Here is a 17,172-nt window from a genome sequence, read left to right as displayed (position 1 = left end):
GAACGTCGGGTGTCCCGGTCACGGCAGGAACGCGAACAGGTGACTGCGTAGCCGCCCTCAGCCGAGCAGCGGGCGGAACGTGCCGAGCAGCACGCTGACCGTCAGCGCCGCCCCGGCCAGCGCCGCTGCACCGGCGACCAGCAGCCCGTCGGCCGCCGTGAAGCGCTGCCGCCGGGCGACGGTACGGGGTGTGCCGGCGTCGAAGCCCCGCGCGTCCATCGCCACGGCCAGCCGGGTGCCTCGACGGATCGCCCCGACCAGCAGGGCGAACGCGGTGGAGGCGAACAGCCGCAGCTTCGCCACCGGGTTGCGTCCCGCGTCGACGCCCCGCGCGCGTCGGGCCATGGTGATCATCTGCCACTCCTGGCCGAGCAGCGGCACCAGCCGGAACGCGGCCAGCGCCCCGATCGCGAAGCGGGCCGGCGCCTTCGCGTTCTGGATCAACGCGTCGGCCAGGTCGGTGGGGTCGGTGGTCGCGAAGACGATCACACCGGGCAGGGCCACCGCGAACACCCGCAGCACCAAGCCGAGCGCGGTGAGCAGGACGCCGGTGCTCACCAACACCGGTCCCGCGTCCAGCAGGACCCGACCGGACCGGTCGGCGGCGAACAGCACCAGGGTGACCAGGATGCCGGCGGCACTGAGCAGCAGTGGCCAGGCCCGGCGGGCCAGCACCCGGTAGCGGATGCCGAACAGCGGCAGGACGGCCAGTTCGAGAGCGATGGCGATCCCCGGGGCCACCGGGTCCAGGGTCGCCAGCAGTGTGAACGAGAAGACCAGTGCGGCGGCGACCTTCGCCACCGGGTTGCGGCGGGCCAACGGCGCGTCCGGCGCGGCGACCGGCTCGATGCTGATCATCGGTGGTCGTCCGGGGCCCGGTGCAGGGTGACGGTGCGGTCGGCGAGCGCGGCGACGAAGTCCGCGTCGTGGGTGACAGTGACCACGCCGTGCCCGGCGTCGCGCAGGTCGGCGAAGAGGTCGACCAGCTCCCGCCAGGTCCGCCGGTCCTGGCCGAAGGTGGGTTCGTCGCAGATCAGCAGGCGTGGCGCGGTGGCCAGGGCGGTCGCCACGCTCAGCCGCCGCGCCTCGCCACCGGAGAGGGTGTACGGGTTGGCGGCGGCGAGCCGGGCCAACCGCAGCCGGTCCAGCAGCCCGGCCACTGTCTCCTTGACGGCCGCCTCGGGTTGACCGGTGCGGCGCGGGCCCAGCGCCAGCTCGTCGAAGACCGTGCTGGTGACGAACTGGTGCTCCGGATCCTGGAAGACCGACCCGATCCGTCGGGCCAGCGCGGGCGCCCGCCACCGGTGTGGGGGAGTGCGGTGGTCCGCGCCGGCCAACTCGGTGGACGCGGTGACCCGCCCGCTGCCCGGCCGGAGCAGACCGCCGAGCAGCAACGCCAGGGTGGACTTGCCGGCACCGTTCGGTCCGCGTACGGCGAGTGCCTCACCGGCGCGTACCGCCAGGTCGGTGGAGCCCAGCCGGGGCGGCAGGCCGAGCCGGTCGGCGGTGAGCAACAGCTCCCCGGGGCCGGCGGTGGCCGGCCGGGGCGCGATGGGGTGACCGGGCACCCAGACCCCCTCGGCGGCCAGGGCGGCGCCGTGGGTGGCGAAGACCGCCTCTGGTGTGCCGTCCGCGCGGACGCCGCCGCCCGGTTCCAGGACGACCACCCGGTCGACGAGCGGCAGTGCCTCGGCGACCCGGTGCTCGACCAGGATCAGCGTGGTGTCGGCGTCGAGCGCGCCGGCCACCGCGTGTCGGACCAGCTCAGCCCCGGCCGGGTCGAGGTTGGCGGTCGGCTCGTCGAGCAGCAGCAGGGCGGGGCGCAGGGCCAGCGCGCCGGCCAGGGCGAGGCGTTGCTGCTCGCCGCCGGAGAGCGCCGCGGTGTGGCGGTCCCGGGAGTACGGGAAGCCGACCCGGTGCAGCGCCTCGTCCACCCGGGGCCAGATCTCGTCGGCCGGCACTCCCCGGTTCTCCAGCCCGAACGCGACGTCGTCGCCGCAGCGCGCCATCACCAGTTGGGTCTCCGGGTCCTGGAAGACGATGCCGACCCGTTCCCGCCCCTTGCGTGGGTCGAGCCCGTCGATCTCGACGGTGCCCTCCTGCTCGCCGGAGTCCTCGGGGAGCAGCCCGGCCAGCGCGGCGAGCAGGGTGCTCTTCCCAGCCCCCGAGGGCCCGAGAAGCAAAACCCGCTCCCCAGCCTCGACCCGCAGGTCAACCCCGCGAACGGCCCAGGCGCGCCGCCCAGCGTGCCGCCACCCGAACCCCCGCAGCAGTACCCCGCCCACCGAACCCCCTTCCGGTCCGCGCTCTCGTCCGTTGATCAAGAGGTTTGCGTCAGGAAATCGCCGTCCGCTGACGCAAACCTCTTGATCAACGTAATCAGGTGGGGGTTAGATCAGGGCTCGGTTTCGGCCTGCGGGGAAGCGGTCCAGGACTCCGGTGTTGGCCAGGGCGTTCGTCAGCAGCCAGCCGCCCAGGCCGGCGATCACTGTGGCGCTGACGATGGTGAGCAGCGCGTACGGGATGCGGTAGTCGGTCAGCGCGTAGTCGACGTTCCACACGAAGAAGTCGAACAGCGCGGCGCTGAGGCCGGTCAGCGCGCCCGCGAACACAGCGGTCGGCAGCCGGAACGACCGGTACCGGAAGGCGGCGAAGGCCAGCTCGGCGCCGATGCCCTGCACGATGCCCTGCGGGATGACCGTGCCGGCCCACTGGCTGCCCAGCAGCGCGGACAGGACCGCGGCCACGGTCTCGCAGTAGAGCGCGGCGCCGGGCTTGCGGATCACCAGCCCACCGATCACCGCCGGCATCAGCCAGACGCCGTAGAGCAGCGTCTGCGCCGGCGGGAAGAAGGCGAACGCGCCCTCGGTGGCGCTCCAGACCAGGCCCCAGGCCCAGAAGATGACGCCGAACGCGACAGCGATCACCGAGGCGACCACGATGTCGATGGTGCGCCAGCGGTGTGTGTCGGTGGTGGAATTCATGTGTTGCTCCCAGTTCGTGAGTGCGAACCAGGAGAAGACGCACGCCGCGTCCGGTGGCACCGGACTGCGGCGCGGCTGGAGGTCGACCGAACTCCCTGCGCTGGCATTACCCAGATCAGGTTCGAGGGTCTGCGGGCGTGCCCGCACTCTCAGCGCTGTGCGCTCCCCTGTCGGATATGAAGTTGTCTCGCTGACGCTAACACCGACCGGGGTCGCGGGCCCAGCAGGGCATCCGCCTGACCTGCGGGAGCGACCGGCCGACCGCCGGCTGGGTACGCTTCCGATCATGCGGGTTGACGCGCGAGGCTTCACGTTCGAGGTGACCGTCGGCGGTCCGACGGACGGCGTACCCGTCCTGCTGCTGCACGGTTTCCCTCAGCACAGCGGCGAGTGGGACGACGTGGTGCCGGCGCTGCACGCGGGTGGGCTGCGCACGTACGCGCTGGACCAGCGCGGTTACTCACCCGGCGCCCGGCCGACGGCGGTGGCCGACTACCGGATCCCCGAACTCGTCACCGACGTGGTGGCGGTGCTCGACGCGCTCGGGCTGGACGCCGTGCACCTGGTCGGCCACGACTGGGGCGCGGTCGTCGCCTGGGCGGTTGCCGCCGGGCACCCCGAGCGGGTTCACACGCTGACCGCGGTGTCCGTACCGCATCCGGCGGCCATGGCGCACGCTCTGAGCACCGACGCGCAACAGAAGGCCCGCTCGTCGTACATCGCGCTGTTCCGCAAGCCCGACAAGGCGGAGAAGGTGCTGCTGGCGTGGCACGCCATCGCGCTGCGCAAGCTGCTCGGCGGGGTGGGCGACACGTCCCGGGTGAACCGGTACGCCGACCCGATGCGTGAGCCGGGGGCGCTGACGGCCGCGCTGAACTGGTACCGGGCGATGTCCGGCGCCGACCTGGCCGGCGTCGGCCCGGTCGCGGTGCCCACCACGTACGTCTGGAGTGACAGGGACGTCGCCATCGGCCGGACCGCCGCCGAGTCGTGCGCGCAGAACGTCACCGGGGACTACCGCTTCGTGCAGCTGCCCGCTGTGAGTCACTGGATCCCGGACGCGGCGCCGGCCCCGCTCGCCGAGGCGATCCTGGCGCGAGCCGGCGGGACGGCCTGAGCCGTGCGGGTCCGCGAGGGAAAGTCACAGTGACGACGGAGGCCAGCGGGCCGGGCAGCCGTCGCTCGATCGCCGCGCAGCTGCGCGTGCTGGGCGTACGCCCCGGCGCGACGCTGCTGGTGCACGCATCACTGCGTCCGCTGGGCTTCGTCAGCGGCGGACCGCACGCGGTGGTGCTCGCCCTGCGCGACGCGCTCGGCCCGGACGGCACGATCGTGGTGCCCACCCACACGCCCGACAACAGCGACCCCGCGCAGTGGCGCAACCCGCCGGTGCCGGCGGGCTGGTGGCCGCTGATCCGCTCGGAGATGCCGGGCTTCGACCCGGCGGTCACCCCGAGCCGGTTCATGGGTGCGCTCGCCGAGACGGTCCGCGGCTGGCCGGGTGCGCTGCGCAGCTCCCATCCGCACGTGTCGTTCGCCGCGCTCGGTCCGGCCGCCGAGCAGGTGGTGGCCGGGCACGCCCTGGCGGACATGCTCGGCGAGGGCTCACCACTGGCCCGCCTCTACGACCTCGACGCCGACGTGTTGCTGCTCGGCGTGGACCACTCGGTGAGCACCTCGCTGCACCTGGCCGAGTACCGCTGCCCCGGCTCGCCTCGGGAGCGCATCGGTGCCGCAGTGCGTACCGCCGACGGTGGTCGGGAATGGGTGTGGTGGCAGGACGTACGACTCGACGCGGACGACTTCGCCGCGTTGGGGGAGGACCTGGAAGCCGGCGGGGCGGTACGCACCGCACCGGTCGGCGCCGGGACCGGCAGGTTGATGCGCCAGCGGGCGGCTGTCGACTTCGCGGTTCGCTGGCTGGCCCGTAATCGAACGACGGAGGACGTATGACGGTGAGTGCCGAGGACTACCTGGCCGTGGTGACCGAGACGATCGGCCGGGTGGCCGCCAGCCAGCGGGAGGCGGTGGGGCGGGCCGCCGACCTGATCGCCGAGGCCGTCCGGGCCGACGGTGTGGTGCACGCGTTCGGCACCGGGCACTCGGAGGCCCTCGCCATGGAGATCGCCGGACGGGCGGGTGGTCTGGTGCCGACCAACCGGATCGCGCTCCGCGACCTGGTGCTGCTCGGCGGCGAACCGGCCGAGCGGCTCGGTCCGCTGCTGGAACGGGACCCGGCCGTCGCGCACCGCCTCTACGAGCTGGCCCCGGTGCGTCCCACCGACGTCTTCGTGCTCGCTTCGAACTCCGGGGTCAACGGCGCGATGGTGGAGTTCGCCTCGCTGGTGAAGGAGCACGGTCACGGGCTGGTGGCGATCACCTCGGTGCAGCACTCCGGCCGGATGACCTCCCGGCACCCGTCCGGGCGCAAGCTGAGCGACCTCGCCGACGTGGTGCTCGACAACGGCGCACCGTACGGTGACGCGACGCTGCCCCTGCCCGGCGGCGGCGCGGTCGGCGCGGTCTCCTCGATCACCGCGGCGCTGCTGGCGCAGCAGGTGACAGTGGAGGTGGTGGCGCGGTTGCTGGCGGCGGGGGAGCGGCCCCCGGTCTACCTGTCGGCGAACATCCCGGACGGCGACGCGCACAACAACGAGCTGGAAGCGCGGTACGCGGGCCGGATCCGACGCGGGTCCTGACACCTGCCGGCGGCCGACGTGTGTCGCCGCGATGAACGGCAGATGTCGTGAACCTGTTTCGCGCTCGGCCGGGTGGGGCATTGGCGTTGCTGCCGGCGGCCGGGACCGCCGGCAGTAGCGTCTCACCGGAGGTAGCGCGTGTCCAAGGAGACCGAGAAGCAGCGCTGGCAGCGCAACTTCGCCGACCTGCTGCAGGAGTTGCGGGTCGCCCAGACCGGCGTTCAGATCCTCTTCGCCTTCCTGCTCACCCTGCCGTTCAGTAACGGGTTCACCGAGACGACGGAGTTCCAGCGCGACGTCTACATCGTGGCGTTGCTCGCGGCGGCCGCCGCCACCGCGATGATCATCTCGCCGGTGGCGTTCCACAGGGCGTTGTTCCGGCAGGGGCGCAAGCCGGAGCTGGTCCGCTTCGCCCACCGGATGGCCACCGGTGGCCTCGCTTTCATGCTGATCGCGATGGTCAGCGCGGTGCTGCTGATCACCGACTTCGTGCTGGACCGGCCGATCGCCTTCGTGCTCAGCGCCCTGACCGGATTCTGGTTCCTCACGTTCTGGGTGGCCCTGCCATTCGCCCGACGTAACTGGGGTGAGGACGACATCGACGATGATGACGACGACCCGGACACCATCGACGGTCGCTGACCGCGCCGATCTACACGCAGCGCTACCCCTGGGTAACAACCAGGGGTAGCGTGGCGGTAGTCGCGCACGTCGACGCAGCCGCACCGAGCTTCGAGGGGGCAGCCGTGACCACGACGCAGGATGGCCGACCGGCACCGGACGGCCCCGACTCCGAAACCACCGCCGGTGCGGCCGCGCCGCTGCCCGCGGAAGCCGGGCAGGTCACCGAGAAGGAGGCCCGGCAGGTCGCCGAGGCCGCCCGGGAGTCCACCTGGGACCGACCCAGCTTCGGCAAGGAGCTGTTCCTCGGCCGGTTCCGGCTCGACCTGATCGACCCGTGGCCCCGATCCGATCCGGACGACGTGGCTCGCGCGGAGGAGTTCCTTGGTCGGTTCCGCGCCTTCCTGGCCTCCGAGGTGGATGGTGAGGCCATCGAGCGGGACGCGTCGATACCCGACTCGGTGTTCCACGGCCTGGCCGACCTCGGCGCGTTCGGCATGAAGATCGACCGGAAGTACGGCGGGCTCGGGCTGAGCAACCTGCACTACTGCCGGGCACTCATGTTGGCCGGCTCGGTCAGCCCGGCCATCGGCGCGCTGCTCTCGGCGCACCAGTCGATCGGGGTGCCGCAGCCACTGAAGATGTTCGGCACCGCCGAGCAGAAGCAACGCTTCCTGCCCCGGCTCGCCGCCGGCGAGGTGTCCGCCTTCCTGCTCACCGAGCCGGACGTCGGCTCCGACCCGGCCCGGCTGGCCACCAATGCGGAGCCGACCGAGGACGGCACCGGTTACCGGCTCAACGGGGTGAAACTCTGGGCCACCAACGGCATCGTGGCCACCCTGCTGGTGGTGATGGCCCGGGTGCCGGCCACGGAGGAACGTCGGGGCGGCATTACCGCGTTCGTGGTTGACGGCGACAGCCCCGGCATCACCGTCGAGCGGCGCAACGAGTTCATCGGCCTGCGGGGCCTGGAGAACAGCCTGACCCGGTTCCACGACGTGATCGTCCCCGCCGAGAACGTCATCGGTGGCGAGGGCAAGGGGCTGAAGATCGCCCTGACCACTCTGAACACCGGCCGGCTCTCACTGCCGGCCATGTGCGTGGGCGCCGGCAAGTGGGCGTTGAACGTGGCCCGGGGGTGGGCCGCCGACCGGGTCCAGTGGGGACGGCCGGTGGGCGAGCACGAGGCGGTCGCGCAGAAGCTCTCCTTCATCGCCGCCACCACGTACGGCATGGAGACGATGCTCGACCTCTGTTGCCTGCTCGCCGACGACGACCGCAACGACATCCGGATCGAGGCGGCACTGGTCAAGCTGTACGCCAGCGAGATGGCCTGGAAGATCGCCGACGAGCTGATCCAGATCCGGGGCGGGCGTGGCTACGAGACGGCCGACTCACTGGCCGCCCGCGGTGAACGCCCGGCCGCCGTCGAGCAGATGCTTCGCGACCTGCGGATCAACCGGATCTTCGAGGGCTCTACCGAGATCATGCACCTGCTGATCGCGCGGGAGGCGGTCGACGCCCACCTGTCGGTGGCCGGCGACATCATCGACCCGGACGCGGGGCTGGGCCGCAAGGCCCGAGCCGGCGCGCGAGCGGGCGCCTTCTACGCGAAGTGGCTGCCCACCCTCGCCGTTGGCCGAGGGCAGAGCCCTTCGGCGTACGCCGAGTTCGGCCCGCTCGCCGCGCACCTGCGCCAGGTGGAGCGTTCGTCGCGCAAGCTGGCCCGGTCGACGTTCTACGCGATGTCCCGCTGGCAGGGAAAGATGGAGCGTAAGCAGGCGTTCCTCGGTCGGGTGGTGGACATCGGCGCCGAGTTGTTCGCGATGTCCGCGGTCTGCGTCCGGGCCTCCGCCGAACGGGACAGCCGCCCGGAGAACGTCGAGCTGGCCGACCTGTTCTGCCGGCAGGCGCGGGTGCGGGTGGATGCCCTGTTCGCCGCACTCTGGGACAACACCGACTCGGTCGACACCGCCGCCGCGAAGCGCATCCTCGCCGGTCGGTACGCGGGCCTGGAGGAGGGCGTGCTCACCCCGTCCGAGGAGCTGCCCTGGGTGGCCCGCTGGTCGCCCGGCCCGTCCACCTCCGAGGACGTCCGCCGCCGCATCCCCCCGAAGCCGTAAACCGCACCCACCGGCCTGCCGCCACGCGGGCTCCCCGCCACGCGGGTCGGGCGGTGTGCGGTCAGCGGTGCGTGATCAGCGAGAGACCGCCCAGGCCAGCACTCCCGCCAGGATCAGACCGTTGAGCCCGGCCAGGGCCAGGTACGCAGCGGGTGGGATCTTCTTGCCCCGGCGGACGAAGGAGACCAGGACGGCGGCGTAGCCGAGTAGCAGGACGGCGATGACGACGAGGAAGTAGAACACCCGACGACTTTAACGACACCTTCGTCGAGCTGAACCTGCGCCCGGCGGAACGACTGCTCGTCAACCCCACCCTGTCCGGTCGATCATGGAGTTGTGGTGGGTCACAAAGCACCCGGCAAATCCCCAAACCAGGCACCACAACTCCTTGATCGACGGGGCCGGCCTGCTCGCGCTCCGCGATCTTGCACTTGCTGTCCCGACGAATGGGGCATCCCACTCATGTCGACAACCGAAACTGCAAGATCGGTGCGGCGGGGGATGCCGCAGGGGGCGTGCCGGCGGACGACCTCAGCGGCCCCGGCCGCGTAGGCCGAGTTGGCGCAGCTCCAAGGCGGCCAGGGCGTCGACCGTCGCGTCGTCACCACGCCGCCACGCCTCGGCGACGTCCGGACCGATCCGGGTCAGTTTGCCCAGTGGCTGGGTGGCCAGCGCGCGCAGGGCGAGCAGGTCCCGGCCGGCCGGCCCGGCGGCCAGCTTCGTCGCCGATCCGGCCCGGCGCATCCAGCGGACCCGCAGCGGCAGCCAGCCGAACAGCACGATGCCGAGCGGGAAGATCAGCACCGCGATGGCGAGGGCAAGGGCGAGCTGGTCGACCAACTGCTGCTGGTCGCGCCCGGCGTCGGCGAGCGACCGGGCGGCGTCGGCGGCGCGCTGGAACGGCGCGGTGAGTTCGTCACCGACCAGTGGCACCCTGCCGACCTTGCTGCCGGCGTCGCCCAGATTGTCGGCGAGCCCGCTGCCGGCGCCCTCCAACTTCTGCCCCGGCACGGCGAGCTTCTGCACCAGGTCGTGCAGCCACAACGCGCCGCGGATCGCCACGTACACCCAGGCGACGACGAGCAGGTCGGTGAGCAACTGACGGGCGGCGGTCGGAAACCGATCGGCATAGATCTTCACGCCGGCCAGCGTGCCACGAACGCCCCGCCCGGTGTAGCCGTGACGTGAGCCCGGATCGCGATCGACCACGCGCTGGTGGTCAGCGCGGGCAGGTCGGGCAGGTGCCGAAGATCTCCAGGGTGTGACTGACGTCGGCGTAGCCGTGCTGCGCGGCGACCCGATCGGCCCAGCTCTCCACGGCCGGGCCGGCCACCTCGACCGTACGCCCGCACACCCGGCAGACCAGGTGATGGTGGTGCCCCTCGCTGCACCGGCGGTAGAGGTGCTCGCCGCCCGGCGGACGCATCACGTCGATCTCACCGGCGTCGGCGAGTCCCTGGAGGGTGCGGTAGACGGTGGTCAGGCCGACCCGCTCGCCGCGCTGCCGCAGCATCGCGTGCAGGTCCTGGGCGCTGTGGAAGCCCTCCATCTCGCCCAGCAGCGCGCTCACCGCCGAACGCTGCCGGGTGTTGCGCACCGCGGCGCTGCTCTCGCTCATGATCCCTCCCCGGCGTGGCTTACCGCGTCCGCCACGATGTGCGCGACGTGCTCGTCGACCAGGCTGTAGGCGATTTCCCGGCCTCGGCGGGAGCCGCGCACCACGCCCGCTCCGCGCAACACCCGCAGGTGCTGGGAGACCAGTGGTTGTGCCGCGCCGAGCTTCTCCACCAACTCGTGCACGCACCGCTCGCCGCCGGCCAGCTCACTGACGATGGCCAGCCGAATGGGAGCGGACAGGGCGCGGAGCAGCTCGCTGGCCCCGTCGAACCCGTCGTAGCCCGTCGCGCTGGTCATCCTGCAACGGTAACCAATACCACCGACTCCGCGCTGACCAGGCTCAGCTCAGCACGACCTCGTGAGGTTCCGGTGTCGGTGCGGCGGTCGGCGTCGTCCGGCGGCGCACGACCCGCCAGACAGCGCCGGCCACGGCCACCACCAGGAACGAGGCGATCGCCACCAACACCACCGAGGCGCCCGGCGCGGTGTCCGCCGTGGCCGCCACCCAGACTCCCGAGCCGGCGGCGAAGAGCCCGAGCGCCATCGCGGCGGCCATCGTGCTGCGGAAGCCACGGGTGACCTGCTGGGCGGTGGCGACCGGCACCACCATCAACGCGCTGATCAGCAGCACGCCGACGGCCCGCATGGCGATGGTCACGGTGACCGCTGTGGCGACAGCGATCAACAGGTTCAGCGTGCGGACCGGCAGGCCGGAGACGCGGGCGTACTCCTCGTCGTGACTGACCGCGAAGAGCGCCGGCCGCAACGCGATCATCGTGACCAGGATCGCCGCGCCGAGCACCCCGATGGTGGTCAGATCGGCGGGCGAGATGGTGGTCAGCGACCCGAACAGGTAGGCGTTGAGGTTCGCGCTGGTCGCGTCGGAGAGGCCAACCAGGAGTACGCCGCCCGCGATGCCGCCGTAGAAGAGCAGGGCCAGAGCCAGGTCACCGGAGGTACGCCCACGGGCGCGGACGATCTCGATGGCGATCGCGCCGATGGTGGCGGCGATCACCGCGACCAGCACCGGCGAGCGGTTGAGCAGCAACCCCGCCCCGACGCCGGTCAGCGCCACGTGCCCCACACCATCTCCGATCAGCGCCAGCCGGCGCTGCACCAGGTAGATGCCGAGCGCCGGCGCGGCCAGGCCGATCACCAGCGCGCCGATCAGGGCGCGCTGCATGTAGGGGTACTGGAAGAGTTCCATTTCTCAGTTGCTCCACAGCCCGGCGGGCTCGTCGTAGCAGTGCGGGTGCACGTGGTCGTGGTCGGGCTCGGCGTGATGGCCGGCCGGGTCCGGCACCGCGCCGTCGTGGGCGATGCGACCCTCGTGGACGACCACGGCCCGGCTGATCACCGGTCGCAGCGGGCCCAGCTCGTGGGCGACGAGAAGCACCGTTCCGCCGTCGCCGACGAAGTCGCGCAGCGCGCCGGCGAACGCCTCCTGGCTGGCCGCGTCCACCCCGGCGGTGGGCTCGTCGAGAACCAGCAGCTCCGGCTGGCCGGCCAGGGCGCGGGCGATCAGGGTGCGCTGCTGCTGGCCGCCGGAGAGCGTGGACACCGGGTCACCGGCCCGGTCGGCGAGACCGACAGCGCCCAGCGCGGCGTCGACGGCAGACCGGTCGGCTCGACCCGGTGGACGCAGCACCCCCCGACGGGCCAGCCGGCCGGAGGCCACCACCTCGCGGACGGTCGCCGGTACGCCGCCGCCGGCGCCCAGGCGCTGCGGGACGTACCCGATGCGTGCCCACTGCCGGAACCGGCGCAACGGCCGGTCGAAGAGGGTGACCGAGCCGGCGCTGATCGGCACCAGCCCGAGCACGGCGCGGATCAGTGTGGACTTGCCCGAGCCGTTGGCGCCGAGGATCGCGACCACCTCACCGGCGGTCACTGTGAGCGAGATGTCCCGGAGCACGGGGCGGCCGTCGTAGCCGACCACCCCGTGCTCGACGGTGATGACAGGTGAGGTCACGAGCAGCTCAAGGCCGTCTGCAGGGTCCGCAGGTTGGTGCGCATCACCGAAAGGTAGTCCCCGTTGCTGCCGGCGGCGAGCCCTTCGATCGGGTCGAGCACGGCGGTCTTCGCGCCGACCTGACCGGCGATGGTCTCGGCCACCTTCGGACTGACCAGGGTCTCGAAGAAGATCGTGGTGGCCTGGTGCTCCTTGGCCTCCTCGATCACGTGCGCGAGACGCTGCGGCGAGGGCTCGACGTCCGGGCTCAGCCCGGTGATCCCGACCTGGTCGAGCTGGTAGCGGTCGGCGAGGTAGCCGAACGCGGCGTGGCTGGTCACGATCTCCCGCCGCTGGCAGGTCGCCAGACCGTGCTTGAACTCGCCGTCCAGGGTCGTCAGGTCGGCGCGCAGGGCTGCCGCCCGGGAGGTGTAGTCGGCGGCGTGGTCCGGGTCGGCCTTGCCGAGCCGCTGGGCGAGCTGGTCGCCGATGCCGGCCAGCCGGGTCGGGTCGAGCCAGACGTGCGGGTCCTTGCCGCCGCTCTCCTCGGCGTGCCCTTCCTCGCCTTCGTGGTCGTGCCCGCCGGCGGACGCGTCCAACAGCGGCTGCACGCTGGTCACGTCGAACGCCCGGTCGCCGCCGTTCTGGGCCACGGCGTCGTCCACCGCCGGCTGGAACCCCTTGAGGTAGACGATCAGCTCAGCGTCGCTGACCTCGCCGACCTGGCTCGGGTTGAGTTCCAGGTCGTGCGGCTCGGCGCCGGGCTTGGCCAGGTTGGTGACCCGGACCGCGTCGCCGCCGATCCGTTCGGCCAGGAACTGGAGGGGGTAGAACGCTGCCACCACGTCGACTCGCTGGGGGTCGGCGCCGGCGGCACCGCCGGTGGAGCAGCCGGCCCCGGCGCCCAGGGCGAGGAGGGCGGTCGCGGCGGCCAGGACACGGTACGTGGCGCGGTTGGTCATGTCGTCAACTGTCCGTGGCAACGATAATGATTGTCAAAAACGCATGATTGCATGTCAGAGGAGCTTCGCGAGGCCCACCGCCACCAGCAGGGTGAGCATCACCAGTCGGATCAGCCGGGTCTGCGGCGCCTGAACCGCCCAGGTCGTCGCCAACAGGGCGACCAGGACCCCGGCGAGCGCGAGCGTGAGCAGCCCGCCGATCACCCCGGGCGTGAAGAACGCCACCAGCACCACCACCAGGGTGAGCAGGAACACCGACGTCGGGTTCGCCCCGGCCAACCGGGCGAGCAGAGGGCGCTGCGTACGCTGCATCCCACAGACTCTACGAGGAGGAACCCCCGGTGCTGGTGACCAACCGGTTCGTGGTCGACGTCGATGCCGCCGACGGCTTCACCGAACGGGCGCACGCCGCCCTCACCGCGCTGGCCGCCCGGCCCGGTTACCTGCGCGGTCAACTGGTCCGGGCGCTGGACGACCCCCGGCACTGGTCACTGGTCACCGAATGGGAGTCGGTCGGCACGTACCGGCGGGCGCTGGGCGCCTTCGAGGTCAAGGTCAGCGCCGTGCCGCTGCTCGCTGAGTCCGTCGACGAGCCCTCCGCCTACGAGGCGCTGGCCACCGCCGCCCCCGGTGGGGCCGTGGTCGTCGCCGAGAGTGATCGGGCTGCGGGTCCTTACCGCTGAGCCGCCGGACACTACGCTGCTCCTATGACCGCACCCGCCCCGCCACCCGGTCCCGGGGTGGCTCCGCCGTTCGCCGCGCCGCCCACCGAGGGCCGCCGGACTCGGCTCTGGATCGGCCTCGGCGTCGGCGCGCTCGCCGTGGTGCTCTGCTGCGGCGGGGGTGGCACCGCCGTCGTCGGCCTGGCCGTCAGTGGAGTCCAGGCGATCCGGGAACAGGCCCGCACCGTGACCGGCGACTACTACCAGGCGCTGGTCGAGCGGAACTACGGGCGGGCGTACGACCAGCTCTGCGACGACGCGCAGCGGCGTGAGTCCCGGCCGGAGTTCGAGCGGCGCGCCGCCGCCGAACCGCAGGTGACAGCGTTCCGGGTGGGTGAGGTGGACACCACCTACCTGACCGTGCCGGTCGACGTGACCCTCGACGGCGGCGACCGGGATCGGCAACAGGTCAGCCTCGGGCAGGACGGGCAGACCGGCGGCGTGGAGGTCTGCGAGGTCAGCTGACCCGTCCCCGGTATTCTGCTGGGCTCGGGGGGACGGTGGTCGTACCGTTGTCCCGAACCGACCGTTCCATCCACATCTCGCCCCCGCCGACCGCCAGCCGGCGTAGGAGGAAACATGCCAGCCGACCGTATCGACGCCGTCGTCAGCCTCGCCAAGCGCCGAGGCTTCGTCTTCCCCTCCAGTGAGATCTACGGAGGCACCCGATCGGCGTGGGACTACGGCCCGCTCGGCGTGGAACTCAAGGAGAACGTCCGCCGGCAGTGGTGGAAGACGATGGTCCAGCAGCGCGACGACGTCGTCGGCCTGGACTCCGCGGTGATCCTTTCCCGCAAGGTGTGGGAGGCGTCCGGCCACATCGCCGAGTTCGTCGACCCGCTCACCGAGTGCCAGTTCTGTCACAAGCGGTTCCGGGCGGACCACCTGGAAGAGGCGTACGCCGAGAAGCACGGCAAGCCGCTCACCTCGCTGGCCGAGCTGAACTGCCCCAACTGCGGCAACAAGGGCACCTTCACCGAGCCGAAGATGTTCAACGGCCTGATGAAGACCTATCTGGGCCCGGTGGAGAGCGACGAGGGGCTGCACTACCTGCGCCCGGAGACCGCACAGGGCATCTTCGTCAACTACAAGAACGTCGAGACGGTCGCCCGCAAGAAGCCCCCGTTCGGCATCGCGCAGACCGGTAAGTCGTTCCGCAACGAGATCACCCCTGGCAACTTCATCTTCCGGACCCGCGAGTTCGAGCAGATGGAGATGGAGTTCTTCGTCGAGCCGGGCAGCGACGAGCAGTGGCACGAGTACTGGCTCCAGGAGCGCTGGAACTGGTACCTCGACCTCGGCCTCTCGGCGGACAATCTGCGGCTGTTCGAGCACCCCAAGGAAAAGCTGTCGCACTACTCGAAGCGGACTGTGGACATCGAGTACCGCTTCCAGTTCGGTGGCACCGAGTTCGCCGAGCTTGAGGGTGTCGCCAACCGCACCGACTTCGACCTCTCCACGCACAGCAAGCACTCCGGCGTCGACCTGTCGTACTTCGACCAGGGCAAGAGTGAGCGCTGGATGCCGTACGTCATCGAGCCGGCCGCGGGTCTGACCCGCGCGGTGCTCGCCTTCCTGCTGGAGGCTTACGACGAGGACGAGGCGCCGAACACCAAGGGCGGCGTGGACAAGCGCACAGTGATGCGGTTCGACCCGAGGCTCGCCCCGGTCAAGGTGGCGGTGCTGCCGCTGTCCCGCAACGAGGCGCTGTCGCCCAAGGCCAAGGACCTCGCGACGCTGCTGCGCAAGCGCTGGGTGGTGGAGTTCGACGACTCGCAGGCGATCGGGCGTCGCTACCGCCGGCAGGACGAGATCGGCACCCCGTTCTGCGTCACTGTCGACTTCGACACCCTGGACGACAACGCGGTGACGGTGCGCAACCGGGACACCATGGCCCAGGAACGCGTCTCCCTGGACCAGGTCGAGCGCTACCTGATCGAGCGTCTCCCCGGCTGCTGAGACTCTGCGCACGGGGCCCCGGCCGACGCGATAAGCGCCGGTCGGGGCCCCGTACACTTGTCCGGTGACTGCCTCGACCGTGCCCGCGCTGCGCCCGCTGACTCTTGGCCAGCACCAGGTGTGGCCGCCGGTCGTGCTCGCGCCGATGGCCGGGATCACCAACATCGGGTTCCGTCGGCTCTGCCGAGAGCAGGGTGGCGGCATCTACGTCTGCGAGATGATCACCACTCGGGCGCTGGTCGAGCGCAACCCGAAGACGCTGCGGATGATCGCGTTCGGCGACGACGAGAAGCCCCGCAGTCTCCAGCTCTACGGCACCGATCCGGAGATCACCGCCGCCGCCGTGCGGATCGTCGTCGAGCGCAACCTGGCCGATCACATCGACCTCAACTTCGGCTGCCCGGTCCCCAAGGTCACCCGGCGTGGCGGCGGCGCGGCGCTACCGTGGCGGCGCCGGCTCTTCGCGCGACTCGTGCGGGCCGCGGTGGCCGCCGCGTCACCGGCCGGGGTGCCGGTCACTGTCAAGATGCGCAAGGGCATCGACGACGACCACCTGACGTACGTCGAAGCCGGGCTCGCCGCCCAGGAGGCCGGCGTGGCAGCGGTGGCCCTGCACGGGCGCACGGCGGCGCAACGCTACTCGGGCACCGCCGACTGGGACGCGATCGCCACCCTGAAGCAGGCCCTCGACGTGCCGGTGCTCGGCAACGGCGACATCTGGGAAGCCGACGACGCACTGCGCATGGTGGCCCACACTGGCGTCGATGGTGTGGTCATCGGGCGCGGCTGCCTGGGTCGACCGTGGCTCTTCGCCGATTTGGAGGCCGCCTTCAACGGTCGGACGGAGCGGCGGCTGCCCACCCTCGGCGAGGTGGCGGTGACCATGCGCCGGCACGCCGAGCTGCTTGTCGACCAGTTCTCAGCCGGCGCCCGCAACCCGGCGCGCGGCGAACGAGACGGCTGCACCGACTTCCGCAAGCACGTCGCCTGGTACCTCAAGGGCTTCCCGGTCGGCGGCGAGCTGCGGCGCTCGCTGGCGATGATCGAAAGCCTGGCCCAGCTCGACGACCTGCTCGGCAAGCTCGACCCGGCGGAGCCGTTCCCGATGGCCGCCCTCGGGCAGCCGCGCGGGCGTACCAACTCGCCCGGCAAGGTCTTCCTGCCGGAAGGCTGGCTGGCCAGCCGAGACGACGACACCGTCCCCGAGGGCGCCGAGATGGACGACTCCGGCGGCTGAGCCCCTGGCCGGTCGAGCAGAGACGCCCCGCGAACATCCCCTACGAACGCGGTCCTGGTGCAGAGGCTGGGCATATGAGTTCGGCGCCCTATCGAGCTGATGTCGTTAACGAATCACCCGCTCGGCCTTGCTCGGCCTTGCCTTGCTCGGCCTTGCCTGGCCCGGCCTTGCCTGGCCCGGCCTTGCCTGGCCCGGCCTTGCCTCCGCGCACCGGGTGGGCTGCGCCCACGGGCAGCGGGTGTGGAAGCGGCAGCCGGACGGCGGGTTGGCCGGCGACGGCAGGTCACCGGCGAGCAG

At 71.6% G+C, this 17,172-nt stretch carries 20 protein-coding genes and 1 riboswitch; of the genes, 9 read left to right on the top strand and 11 right to left on the bottom strand.

Going from position 1 to position 17,172, the window contains the following annotated elements; translation table 11 throughout:
* Positions 1-57 precede the first annotated feature (57 nt).
* The 3 genes from AB0C20_RS20855 to AB0C20_RS20845 form a co-directional block, all read right to left on the bottom strand.
* Complete coding sequence (locus AB0C20_RS20855) at positions 58-858, bottom strand: energy-coupling factor transporter transmembrane component T (RefSeq protein ID WP_357191109.1); 801 nt, start codon at positions 856-858, stop codon at positions 58-60.
* On the bottom strand, positions 855-2,285 hold the full coding sequence (locus tag AB0C20_RS20850) for an ABC transporter ATP-binding protein (protein WP_357568562.1): 1,431 nt from the start codon (positions 2,283-2,285) through the stop codon (positions 855-857). Before AB0C20_RS20850 ends, AB0C20_RS20855 begins: the two co-directional genes overlap by 4 nt.
* Positions 2,286-2,390: 105 nt before the next feature.
* The gene (locus AB0C20_RS20845; RefSeq protein WP_266304688.1) at positions 2,391-2,984 is read right to left on the bottom strand and encodes an ECF transporter S component; all 594 of its coding nucleotides are present in this window, start codon (positions 2,982-2,984) and stop codon (positions 2,391-2,393) included.
* A gap of 74 nt (positions 2,985-3,058) precedes the next feature.
* Positions 3,059-3,163: riboswitch (TPP riboswitch) on the bottom strand.
* Between the two features lie 107 nt (positions 3,164-3,270).
* Between AB0C20_RS20845 and AB0C20_RS20840 the strand changes: the two genes are divergently transcribed.
* The 5 genes from AB0C20_RS20840 (at position 3,271) to AB0C20_RS20820 (ending at position 8,427) form a co-directional block, all read left to right on the top strand.
* Positions 3,271-4,101 carry an alpha/beta fold hydrolase gene (locus AB0C20_RS20840; RefSeq protein ID WP_357568561.1) on the top strand — a complete coding sequence of 277 codons (831 nt, stop codon included), beginning with the start codon at positions 3,271-3,273 and terminating at the stop codon, positions 4,099-4,101.
* 29 nt (positions 4,102-4,130) lie between these two features.
* Entirely contained in the window at positions 4,131-4,937 is an 807-nt protein-coding gene (locus tag AB0C20_RS20835; RefSeq protein WP_357191116.1) for an AAC(3) family N-acetyltransferase, read from the top strand.
* Positions 4,934-5,683: an SIS domain-containing protein gene (locus tag AB0C20_RS20830; RefSeq protein ID WP_357191119.1), complete on the top strand. Its 750-nt coding sequence runs from the start codon at positions 4,934-4,936 to the stop codon at positions 5,681-5,683. The genes AB0C20_RS20835 and AB0C20_RS20830 overlap by 4 nt, the downstream gene beginning before the upstream one ends.
* A 138-nt stretch (positions 5,684-5,821) precedes the next feature.
* Positions 5,822-6,325 (top strand): DUF6328 family protein, encoded by a 504-nt coding sequence (locus tag AB0C20_RS20825; protein WP_357191122.1) that lies wholly within the window; start codon positions 5,822-5,824, stop codon positions 6,323-6,325.
* 104 nt (positions 6,326-6,429) lie between these two features.
* A complete protein-coding gene (locus tag AB0C20_RS20820; protein ID WP_357191125.1) occupies positions 6,430-8,427 on the top strand; it encodes an acyl-CoA dehydrogenase family protein in 1,998 nt (665 codons plus the stop codon).
* Between the two features lie 75 nt (positions 8,428-8,502).
* Here the strand turns inward: AB0C20_RS20820 and AB0C20_RS20815 are convergent, their stop codons facing one another.
* The 8 genes from AB0C20_RS20815 to AB0C20_RS20780 form a co-directional block, all read right to left on the bottom strand.
* The gene (locus AB0C20_RS20815) at positions 8,503-8,670 is read right to left on the bottom strand and encodes a hypothetical protein (RefSeq protein ID WP_167337361.1); all 168 of its coding nucleotides are present in this window, start codon (positions 8,668-8,670) and stop codon (positions 8,503-8,505) included.
* A 288-nt stretch (positions 8,671-8,958) separates the two neighbouring features.
* On the bottom strand, positions 8,959-9,567 hold the full coding sequence (locus tag AB0C20_RS20810) for a hypothetical protein (RefSeq protein WP_196919255.1): 609 nt from the start codon (positions 9,565-9,567) through the stop codon (positions 8,959-8,961).
* Between the two features lie 79 nt (positions 9,568-9,646).
* Positions 9,647-10,045: a Fur family transcriptional regulator gene (locus AB0C20_RS20805; protein WP_091409697.1), complete on the bottom strand. Its 399-nt coding sequence runs from the start codon at positions 10,043-10,045 to the stop codon at positions 9,647-9,649.
* Entirely contained in the window at positions 10,042-10,341 is a 300-nt protein-coding gene (locus AB0C20_RS20800) for a metalloregulator ArsR/SmtB family transcription factor (RefSeq protein WP_030338189.1), read from the bottom strand. Before AB0C20_RS20800 ends, AB0C20_RS20805 begins: the two co-directional genes overlap by 4 nt.
* 43 nt (positions 10,342-10,384) lie before the next feature.
* A complete protein-coding gene (locus AB0C20_RS20795; protein WP_238678526.1) occupies positions 10,385-11,251 on the bottom strand; it encodes a metal ABC transporter permease in 867 nt (288 codons plus the stop codon).
* A 3-nt stretch (positions 11,252-11,254) separates the two neighbouring features.
* Positions 11,255-12,016 carry an ABC transporter ATP-binding protein gene (locus AB0C20_RS20790; protein ID WP_091409689.1) on the bottom strand — a complete coding sequence of 254 codons (762 nt, stop codon included), beginning with the start codon at positions 12,014-12,016 and terminating at the stop codon, positions 11,255-11,257.
* Positions 12,013-12,957 carry a metal ABC transporter substrate-binding protein gene (locus AB0C20_RS20785; RefSeq protein WP_357191132.1) on the bottom strand — a complete coding sequence of 315 codons (945 nt, stop codon included), beginning with the start codon at positions 12,955-12,957 and terminating at the stop codon, positions 12,013-12,015. Before AB0C20_RS20785 ends, AB0C20_RS20790 begins: the two co-directional genes overlap by 4 nt.
* 54 nt (positions 12,958-13,011) lie before the next feature.
* On the bottom strand, positions 13,012-13,269 hold the full coding sequence (locus AB0C20_RS20780; RefSeq protein ID WP_328652568.1) for a hypothetical protein: 258 nt from the start codon (positions 13,267-13,269) through the stop codon (positions 13,012-13,014).
* Positions 13,270-13,298: 29 nt separating this feature from the next.
* Between AB0C20_RS20780 and AB0C20_RS20775 the strand changes: the two genes are divergently transcribed.
* The 4 genes from AB0C20_RS20775 to dusB all read left to right on the top strand — a co-directional run bounded on the left by AB0C20_RS20775 (position 13,299) and on the right by dusB (position 16,875).
* Positions 13,299-13,640 carry an antibiotic biosynthesis monooxygenase gene (locus AB0C20_RS20775; protein WP_112589142.1) on the top strand — a complete coding sequence of 114 codons (342 nt, stop codon included), beginning with the start codon at positions 13,299-13,301 and terminating at the stop codon, positions 13,638-13,640.
* 24 nt (positions 13,641-13,664) lie between these two features.
* The gene (locus tag AB0C20_RS20770; protein WP_124823385.1) at positions 13,665-14,144 is read left to right on the top strand and encodes a hypothetical protein; all 480 of its coding nucleotides are present in this window, start codon (positions 13,665-13,667) and stop codon (positions 14,142-14,144) included.
* 114 nt (positions 14,145-14,258) lie between these two features.
* Positions 14,259-15,638 (top strand): glycine--tRNA ligase, encoded by a 1,380-nt coding sequence (locus AB0C20_RS20765; protein ID WP_357191135.1) that lies wholly within the window; start codon positions 14,259-14,261, stop codon positions 15,636-15,638.
* Positions 15,639-15,702: 64 nt separating this feature from the next.
* On the top strand, positions 15,703-16,875 hold the full coding sequence (gene dusB, locus AB0C20_RS20760) for a tRNA dihydrouridine synthase DusB (protein WP_330438581.1): 1,173 nt from the start codon (positions 15,703-15,705) through the stop codon (positions 16,873-16,875).
* Positions 16,876-17,172: the final 297 nt, after the last annotated feature.

This window comes from Micromonospora sp. NPDC048843, assembly GCF_040649965.1.
Taxonomy (GTDB): Bacteria; Actinomycetota; Actinomycetes; order Mycobacteriales; family Micromonosporaceae; genus Micromonospora; species Micromonospora hortensis.
Note: the sequence above shows the minus strand (reverse complement) of the source record. Positions and strands in the feature narration are given on the sequence as shown.

Excerpts from the sequence above, each read along its gene's own strand:
- AB0C20_RS20785 (WP_357191132.1), bottom strand. The coding sequence starts at position 12,957 with ATGACCAACCGCGCCACGTACCGTGTCCTGGCCGCCGCGACCGCCCTC.
- AB0C20_RS20855 (WP_357191109.1), bottom strand. The coding sequence starts at position 858 with ATGATCAGCATCGAGCCGGTCGCCGCGCCGGACGCGCCGTTGGCCCGC.
- AB0C20_RS20770 (WP_124823385.1), top strand. The coding sequence starts at position 13,665 with ATGACCGCACCCGCCCCGCCACCCGGTCCCGGGGTGGCTCCGCCGTTC.
- AB0C20_RS20800 (WP_030338189.1), bottom strand. The coding sequence starts at position 10,341 with ATGACCAGCGCGACGGGCTACGACGGGTTCGACGGGGCCAGCGAGCTG.
- AB0C20_RS20780 (WP_328652568.1), bottom strand. The coding sequence starts at position 13,269 with ATGCAGCGTACGCAGCGCCCTCTGCTCGCCCGGTTGGCCGGGGCGAAC.
- AB0C20_RS20840 (WP_357568561.1), top strand. The coding sequence starts at position 3,271 with ATGCGGGTTGACGCGCGAGGCTTCACGTTCGAGGTGACCGTCGGCGGT.
- AB0C20_RS20805 (WP_091409697.1), bottom strand. The coding sequence starts at position 10,045 with ATGAGCGAGAGCAGCGCCGCGGTGCGCAACACCCGGCAGCGTTCGGCG.
- AB0C20_RS20845 (WP_266304688.1), bottom strand. The coding sequence starts at position 2,984 with ATGAATTCCACCACCGACACACACCGCTGGCGCACCATCGACATCGTG.
- AB0C20_RS20795 (WP_238678526.1), bottom strand. The coding sequence starts at position 11,251 with ATGGAACTCTTCCAGTACCCCTACATGCAGCGCGCCCTGATCGGCGCG.
- AB0C20_RS20830 (WP_357191119.1), top strand. The coding sequence starts at position 4,934 with ATGACGGTGAGTGCCGAGGACTACCTGGCCGTGGTGACCGAGACGATC.
- AB0C20_RS20765 (WP_357191135.1), top strand. The coding sequence starts at position 14,259 with ATGCCAGCCGACCGTATCGACGCCGTCGTCAGCCTCGCCAAGCGCCGA.